General features: G+C 65.6%; 1 protein-coding gene. It reads right to left on the bottom strand.

What is annotated here, in order from left to right; translation table 11 throughout:
- On the bottom strand, positions 1 to 9,708 hold a 9,708-nt coding region (locus AWC27_RS17890; RefSeq protein ID WP_139837066.1), incomplete at both ends, for a non-ribosomal peptide synthetase.

The raw sequence follows: 9,708 nt of genomic DNA, 5'->3' as shown, positions 1-9,708 counted from the left end.
CACCAGCCCCGCCCACCCCCGCGCCCGCCCCGCTAACTGCGCATAACTCACACGGCGCTGCCCATCAATCACCGCAACCCCATCCCGGATGCGCTCCACCTGCGCCGCGAACAACTCCGCCATCGTCACCTCAGAGGCGGCGGCGACGGTGTGATCGGCCAACAACCGCACCCGAGTGGCGTGATCGATGATGTCGATCGTGTCGATACCCCGACCGGCATCAACTGACACCACGTCCAGGATGCGCAGGTAATAACCGATAAACCCCTCAACCGTGGACCGATCAAACAAATCGGTGGCGTACTCAACCGATCCGGGCAGCGCTAAGGGTTGGCCGGCAACCGCAGGCAGGTCGACCAGATACACCGACAGATCAAACTTGGCGGTATGAGTGGGCACAGGCATCGCCTCGATGGCCAACCCAGGCAACTCGAATCTGGGTACCGGATTGTTCTGCAACGCGAATGCGACCTGGAAAAGCGGGTGATGAGCGGTGGACCGGGCCGGGTTGAGCAACTCCACCAACCGCTCAAACGGAGCATCCTGATTCTCATAAGCCGCCAACGCCTTAGCCCGCACCTGAGCCAACAACTCAGCGAAGGATTGGTTGCCCGACGTATCCACCCGCAACACCCACGTATTGACGAAAAACCCGACCAGATCAGCCAAACCCGCATCAGTACGCCCCGCAATCGGACCCCCGATACACACGTCATCACCAACACCCAACTTGCGCAACAACACCACCAACGCCGCCTGCAACACCATCGACAACGTCGCACCACCACGCCGGGCCAACTCCTGCAACCGCCCCCGCAACCCCGCATCAATACTGAACCCCACCACCTCACCAGCAAACGACTGCCGCTCCGGCCGAGACCGATCCCACGGCAACACAACCCGCTCCGGCGCCCCCGCCAATTCCTCCCGCCAATAACCAAATTGACGCGCCAACACCGACTCAGGATCATCCTCAGCCCCCAACACCCCCCGCTGCCACAACGTGTAATCGGCATACTGCACCGCCAACCCCGACCACCCCGCCACCCGCCCCCCACACCGCGCCGCATACGCAGTAGTCAAATCACGCGCCAACGGCACCAACGACGCACCATCAGCAGCAATATGATGAATCACGAATGCCACCACATGCTCCAAAGCCGAAACCCGCAACAACTCAACCCGAATCGGGATCTCGGTCGCCAAATCAAAACGATACGAAGCCGCCTCCACCAACGCATCCGCTAACGCCCGCCCACCGGCAACCTCCCTCACCCCCACCGCCACCTCTAACCCGTCGGCAGCCACGATCTGCTGCCACGGCACCCCCTCAAACGAGGGAAACACCGTCCGCAAACTCTCATGCCGCGCCACCACATCACCCACCGCACCCACCAACGCCGAGACATCCAGAGCCCCCCGCAACCGCAACGCCAGCGGCACGTTATACGTCGCCGACGGCCCCTCATAACCATGAACGAACCACAACCGAGACTGCGCATAGGACAACGGAATCCGCTCAGGACGATCCTGAACCACCAACGCTGCGCGCACACCCGTCCCCCCATGGGCACGGATCCAGTCAGCCAACCCGGCTACGGTGGGCTTCTCGAATACCGCCCGGATCGGCACCTCGACATCAAGCTCGGCGCGGATACAAACCACCAATCGGGTAGCCGACAGAGAATGACCACCCAACTCGAAAAACGAATCGTCAATCCCAACCCGCTCGAGCCCCAACACCTGCGCGTAAATCCCGGTCAAAACCGCCTCGACGGGAGTGGCGGGGGGCCGATACCGTTCGGCGTCAACATATTCGGGGGGCGGCAACGCGCCGGTGTCGAGTTTGCCGTTGACCGTCAAAGGCAACTGCGGTAGAACCACCACGGTCGCCGGCACCATGTATTCGGGCAGCCGGTCCGCCAAGGCCGCACGCGCCCAGCCCGGCTCCACCTCGCCGGTGACGTAGCCGACCAGTCGTTTATCGCCAGGACGGTCTTCGCGGGCGATCACGACTGCCTGATCCACGCCATCCAATTGCGCTAACAGGACGGCGATTTCGCCGCATTCGATGCGATATCCGCGGATCTTGACCTGCTCATCAGCGCGCCCGACATAGTGCAGTTGGCCATCGGTACCCCAACGCACCAAGTCTCCGGTGCGATACATCCGGGTCCCCACTCCACCGAACGGGCAGGCTACAAACCGTGCGGCAGTCAACGCCGTGCGACGCCAATAACCACAACCCACCCCACTGCCCGCGACGTACAGCTCCCCCACCACTCCCACCGGCACGGCGCCCAACCCGGCGTCCAACACGAACAACGCCGTCCCCGACACCGGTGACCCGATCGGTGGTGTGCCCGACCCTGCCACCAAGGGCACACTGAACGAGGCATAGATGGTGGTCTCGGTCGGACCGTACGCGTTGATCATCACCCGTCCCGGGGCCCACCGATCGACCACGTCGCCCGGACAAGCCTCACCGGCGACCACCAATGACGCCGAATCCAGCCCTTCCGGCGCCAAAACCCCTGCCGCCGAGGCGGTTTGGCTGAGCACGGTGACCCGTTCGGCCTTCAGGAGCGCATGCAGCTCAACCGGAGAGCGGGTCACCTGTTCGGGGACCACCAGCAGCCGTCCGCCGTGCAGCAGCGCCCCGAAGATCTCCCATACCGAGAAGTCGAAACCGTAGGAATGGCACTGGCTCCATATCTGTCCGGCCGCCGGCATCACACCGCTGGCTAGCGACCTGAACAGTTGGGTGACGTTACGGTGGCTGATGGCAACGCTTTTCGGGATTCCGGTGGTGCCCGAGGTGCACAATAGGTAGGCGATGTTGTCTGCATCCGGCGCCGGGGGCGCGTTGCAAGGCTGAGTATCGATATCTGGGTCGCTGACCTCAATGACGACCAGGCCGTGCCTGGTCAGCCGCGAGCGCAGGCCGTTGGTGGTGACTGCCGCCACCGGCGCGGCGTCTTCGATCATGAAGGCGATCCGCGCATCGGGATGAGCCGGATCGATCGGCAGATAGGCCGCCCCGGTCTTCAAGACCGCCAGGATCGCCACGATGGCGTCCGCGCAGCGGGGCATCAGCAGCGCCACCACATCCCCGATACCGATCCCGTGGCAGATCAGCGCGTGAGCGAGCCTATTGGCCGCTGCACCGAGCTCGGCGTAGGTGATATGCGTGCCGTTGAAGGTGAGCGCGACCGCGTCGGGTGTGCGCAGAACCTGCGCGTCGAACAATTCCGGAATGGACACCGGCGGCGGCGGATTGGCCGTCAGCACGCCGCGGTGACCGATCGCGTCCAACATGGCGTGTTCGGCGGCATCGAGTAGATCGATCGAGCAGAGCCGCCGGCCCGGATCGGCGACCATTGCGTCCAGCACGCGCTGCAGCCGGGCGAACAGCAGGTCGATGCCGGCGGCGCTGAACACCTCGGTGGCGAACTCGATGCGAAGCGTTAGTTGAGGGCCGGGCACCGCGATCATCGCCAGTGGGTAATGGGTGTATTCGCGGCCGATGATCTCGGTGATGGTCAGCTCGTGTCGGCCGGTGGCCACTGAGGTGTCGATGGGATAGTTCTCATAGACGCAAAGGGTGTCAAACAGCCTCACTTGACCGGTGATTCGGTGGATATCACTGAGCCCGAGGTGTTGGTGGTCGAGCGTGTTGTTGCGATCGGTGTGTAACTGCGCGAGCAGGCCGGCAGTGCTGGTGGTTGCGGTCATGCGGGCGCGCACCACCACGGTGTTGACCAGCAGCCCCACCATTGACTCCACGCCGGCCAGATCCGGCGGGCGCAGGGCGACGACTGCGCCGAACAACACATCCTGCTGGCCGGTCAGCCAGCTCAGCACTTGCGCCCACGCGGCTTGCAGCACCGTGCTCATCGTGGTGTGGTGAGCTCGCGCCAGGGCGGTCAGAGCATCGGTCGAGACCGTAGACAGCGCAAAGCTTTTCACACTCTTGCCGGCCAGTCCCAATGGGTCGGGTGGACCTACCAAGGTGGGTGCCTGCACCCCGGCCAGCACCGCGCGCCAGGCCGTGAGAGCGCGCTGGTGGTCCTGGTCGGCCAGCCAGGAAACAAACCTGCGAAACGGCACCGGCGCCGACAACGGCTGCCCGCCGTAGCTGGCCAGGATCTCGTCGAGCAGAATCGACAGCGACCAACCGCCCAGCACAATGTGGTGGTTAGTCAGCACCAGCCGGTGCCGCTGCGCTGCGGTGCGGACCAACATCGCCCGGAACGGAACCGCCTCGGCCAAATCCATCGCGGCGGATCGTTCAGCAGCACAGAGGGATTCGATGTCGTGTTCGGACCGGCTTGTCTGGCTGAGATCGAGATATCGCCACGCCGGCGCCGGATTGGCCATGATCACCTGTACTGGTTGACTCGAGTCCTGGTAGACGAATCGGGCCGCCAGATTGGGATGGCGGGAAATGACCGTGTGCAGCGCCCTACGCAGGCGATCGGGGTCGACCCGACCGGCCAAACCGATGTCGAGTTGTACCGCATACAGGTCATCGCGATTCGGCGTCGTCTTGGCGTGAAACAGTAAGCCCTGCTGCAGCGGGGTCAGCGGCAGAACGTCAGCGATCTGGTATTGCCGGTCAAGCCGGTCGATCTGGTCCTGGGTCAGGCGCAGTGGCGCCAGATCCGACGGGGTCAGCCCGCCGCCACCCCGGGCCACATGCGCGCAGACGCCGACCAGCGCCTCACCCCACAGCCGGCTGACCTTATCGACAGCGCCGCGATCTAGCACCGAGGAAGCCCAGGTCCAGGTGGCATGCAACTGCGGGCCGGCCTCAGAGTCGAGGGTCAGCGCGTTGAGCTCGACGGTATGGGGCAGCGCCATCGGTATCGCCGCGCGGGCGGGATCGCTGAACGCCGGGCCACCACCCGTGATCAGCCATTCGTCATCGTCGGCGACGGCCGCGTCGCCATCGACGCCGAGGCGGCCCAGGTAGTTGAACCCGATCACCGGGTCAGGCCCGGACAATTCGAGCGCGGGATTCATATAGCGCAGCACGCCATACCCGAGCCCATCCGGCAGTGCGCGCAGCTGCTCTTTGAGTTCCTTGATCAGCGCGCCCAATCCCGTTGCCCCGGCGCGTACTTCGGCCCACGGCAGCCGTTGCACCGCCAGAGCCACCGGATATTTACTGGTGAACCACCCGACCGTGGCCGACAGATCAAGATCGGGCGTCAGGTCTTCGCGCCGTCCGTGGCCTTCTACGTCAAAGCTGATCGGGCCGCCGCGGTCCAGGAATTCGCTGAACGCCAGAGCGAACGCGATCAGCAAGACGTCGTGGACACCGGCATGAAACGCCGCCGGCACGGCACCCAACAACGCCCGGGTGGTCGCGACGTCCAGCGCCACCGACAGCTGCCCGGCGGTGACATAGGTGTCTCTGGCCGGGTCCGCCGCCGGCAACACGGGCTCGACTGCCGCAATGCGCCGCCACGTGGGCAGCTGATCGAGCATTGCGTCGCAGCTCCCCCGCTCGGCCAGGATTGCAGCCCACCGTTGAAACGAGGTGCCCCGTACCGCCAACTCCACCGGCTGCCCGCCACGCAGCTGGGCCCACGCCGCGTTGATGTCGTCGACCAAGATCCGCCAGGACACGCCGTCAACGGCCAGATGGTGAATCACCAGCACCAGCCGCTCAGCAGACGACTCCCATACCGCGCTGAGCATCACCCCCGCCCCCGGATCCAGCTGCTGCCGCGCGGCCACCAACGCCTCGTCAGAGATCGCGGTTACCGACCGCACACAATGGCGGGCATCGACCCCGCCCGGCGGTCCGACATTCAGTGACCAGGCGCCGGCCGCGTCTTCGACGCGGGAGCGCAGCATGGGGTGGCGATCCAGCAACGCCTGCAGCAATACCACCACGTCGGCCTCGCTGACACCCGCCGGAGCCTGCAGCACCATCGTCTGGTTGAACTGCTCTACCGCGCCCGCAATACCGCGCAGCCAACACATGATCGGTGTCGGGTGCACCTCGCCGATGCCGTCGTCGGCGACACCGCCGCCGACCCCAGCCGGCCCGGCCACCCGCGCGACCCGCGCCACCGTCCGCTCGGCGAAGATATCCCGGGGCCGGCACGACAACCCGGCCGCGTACGCCCGCGCGGCCACTTGCATCGACGAAATGCTGTCGCCGCCAAGGTCGAAGAACGAGTCGTCGATACTGACCCGATCGAGTCCCAACACCTGGGCGTAAATCTCGGCCAGCACCGTTTCGACCGGAGTGGTGGGGGCGCGGTAATGGCCTGTGCCGGGGTAGTCGGGGGCCGGCAGGGCGGCGGTGTCGAGCTTGCCGTTGACCGTCAACGGCAGCCGGGGTAACACGACGACCGCGGCGGGCACCATGTAGTCGGGTAGCCGGTCGGCCAATGCCTCGCGGGCTTGCCCGGGATCTATGGCGCCGGTGACGTAGCCGACGAGGCGTTTGCCGCCAGGGCGGTCCTCGCGGGCGATTACGGCGGCCTGGTCGACGCCAGCCAATTGCGTTAGCGCAGCTGCGATTTCACCGGGCTCGATGCGGTATCCGCGGATTTTGACTTGCTCATCGGCGCGGCCCAGGTAGCGCAGTTGGTCGTCGGCATCCCAGCGCGCCAGGTCTCCGGTTCGATACATGCGTGCCCCGGGTCCACCGAAGGGGCACGCCACAAATCGCGCCGCGGTCAACGGTGCGCGCCGCCAATATCCACATGCCACCCCGGCGCCGGCGATGTACAACTCGCCTACCACGCCGGCCGGCACCGGGCGTAACCACTGATCCAGCACGAACAGCGCCGCCCGCGGCGCGGGTGATCCGATCGGCGGGGCCCCCGAGCCGGCCGGCAGCGGCGCAGTCGAGCAGGCATACATCGTGGTTTCGGTTGGGCCGTATTGATTGACCATCACCCGGCCGGGTGCCCAGCGGTCGACCACCTCGCCCGGGCAGGCCTCGCCGGCGACAACCAATGCCGCCGATTCCAAGCCGCCTGGGGATAACACCGCTGCCGCCGAAGGGGTTTGGGTGAGCATGGTGACGCGTGCGGTGAGGAGCAGGTTGTGCAGCTCTGTTGGCGAGCGGACCACGTGGTCGGGAATTATCAGCAGCCGTGCGCCATGCAGTAACGCACCGAAGATCTCCCATACCGAGACGTCGAAACCGTAGGAATGACACTGGCTCCATATCTGCCCGGACATCGGCGTCAGCTCCCCGGCCAGTGAGCCGAACAACTGGGTGACGTTGTGGTGGGTAACTGCAACACCTTTCGGGGTTCCGGTGGTGCCCGAGGTGTAGAGGATGTAGGCGACGTTGTCCGGGTCCGGTGCCGGCAGCGCGGCGCTTGGCTGGCTGTCGATAGCCCGGGCCTGGATATCACCGAGGTCAATGACGGGAAACTCGCGACCGTGCACTCGTGTGTGCAATCCGGTCGTAGCGATCACGGCAACGGGCGCAGCGTCTCTAACCATGAACTCCACTCGCTCTGGTGGGAGCGCAGAGTCGATGGGGAGATAGGCCGCTCCGGTTTTCAGCACCGCCAGGATCGCGGTAACCGCCTGTGGGCAGCGCTCGAACAGCAGACCGACAACGGTACCGGGACCCGCGCCGTGGCCGGCCAGGACGTGCGCGAGCCGGTTGGCTGCGGCATCGAGCTCGGCATAGGTCGTGCGTTCGCCGTTGAATACCAGCGCGATCGCCCGCGGAGTATTGGCAACCTGCGCGCTGAACAGCTCCGGGATGGACTGCGGCCGCCTCGGATTGGCGCCGAGCGCGGGGCGATTACCGATCTGGTCGAGGTGAGCGTGTTCGTCGGGCTCGAGCAGATCGATCGATGACAGTCGCCGGTTCGGATCGGTCAATGCGGCGTCCAACAGTCGCTGCAGCCGTCGGATCAGGGCGCCGATGGTGGTCGCGTCAAAGACATCGGTACGGTATTCGGCGATGCCGGTGATACCGCCGAATTCGCCGGCATTGGATCGGTTTTCGGTGAATGATAAGACCAGGTCCATGCGAGCGGTGTGGGTAGCTACGGGTATGGGGGCGATGTCGAGGTCACCCAGGCACAGGTCGGCCGGGGTGGTGTTCTGCCAGGCGAGCATGACTTGAATGAGCGGGTGGCGGGCCAGTGACCGGTCCGGCTTCATTCGCTCGACCAGTACTTCAAAGGGCACGTCTTGGTGGTCGAATGCCTCCAGGCTGCGGGCGCGGACCTGGGTCAGCAACTCCGCGAAGCTGAGCTCGCCGGCCAGCCGCACCCGCAATACCAGCGTGTTGACGAACATGCCGATCAAGCCGTCCAGCGCCGGATCCGAGCGGCCGGCCACGGGAATCCCCATCCCCACATCGCTGCTGCCGGAAAGTGCTGAAAGGACCGCGGCGCAAGCTGTTTGGATAACCATGAAGCTGGTGGCACGGTGCTCGCGGGCCACCCGGGCCACCGCCTGAGCCAGCGCCGCCGGCCAGTGGAATTCCAACTGGGCGCCCCGGTGATCAGCAGTGGGCGGGTAGGGACGATCGGTGGGCAGCTCAAGACGTCGCGGCATCCCAGCCAAAGCCTTTTCCCAGTAGGCCAGCTGGGCGGAGATGCCGCTGTCGGGGTCAGCCAGCTCGCCTAGGGCGGCGCGCTGCCACAGGGTGTAATCGATGTACTGCAGCTGCAGCGGCGCCCAGGTCGGGGACGCGCCGGCGCAGCGCGCGGCGTAGGCGCAGGCCAGGTCGTTGGTCAGCGGCGCCAGTGAGGCTCCGTCGGCGGCGATGTGGTGCACCACCAAAATCAGCGCATGATCGTGGTCGGCCAGGCGAAACAGCTTTGCCCGCAACGGGATCTGGCTTGTCAAATCGAAGCTGCGCCGCGCCACGTCCTGCAGCGCCACCTCCAGCCGGCCTGGCGACCAGTCGCCGGCGTCGATGATCTCCCACCCGAGCTGTGCGCTGTCGGCCGGCAACACCACCTGCTCGGCTATCCCGTCCACTGCGCGGAAGACCGTGCGCAGGCTCTCGTGACGCGCCACCACGTCGGCTAGAGCCGCACCCAGCGCCTCTGCGTTGAGCTCACCACCTAACCGCAGTGCGCAGGCGACGTTGTAGGTCGCCGCGGGTCCCTCAAGTTGATCGAGAAACCACAACCGCTGCTGCGCAAATGACAACGGCACCGCGGCCGGCCGCACCGCTACCGGCGCCAGCGGCGCGCGCCCACCCGCTGCGTCACCGAGCCTGGCCGCCAGCTGCGCCACGGTGGGCGCCTCGAACAGGGCGCGCACGGAAAGATCCGCATCGATCGTGGTGTTGACTGCCGCGATTACCCGCATCGCCGATAAAGACTCCCCACCCAAGTCGAAGAACGAATCGTCGATGCCGACTCGCTCGAGGCCTAATACCGCTCCAAAGACGTTGGCCAACAATTCTTCCCGGTCATCACGCGGCGCGCGATAACCAGCCGCGCTGATGAACTGCAGAACGGGTAAGGCTTTTCGATCCACTTTGCCGTTGACCGTCAGCGGTACCGAATCGATCACCGTGACCGCCGCCGGGACCATGTACTGCGGTAGCCGTTCGGCGACGAATCGTCTTACGTCGGTGGGGAATTCGATCGCACCGGGGTGGTTGGCGTAGTCGGTCAGCTCCCCGGGCGTCGGGGTTGGTAGGTAGACGTCGGATAGGGCCGCGTCGTGGTCGGCGGGCATGAGGATGAGGTCCAT

Origin of the sequence: Mycobacterium szulgai, from assembly GCF_002116635.1 — a bacterium.
Lineage (GTDB): Bacteria > Actinomycetota > Actinomycetes > Mycobacteriales > Mycobacteriaceae > Mycobacterium > Mycobacterium szulgai.
The sequence above is the reverse complement of the archived record's forward strand: the minus strand, read 5'-3'. Positions and strand labels throughout refer to the sequence as shown.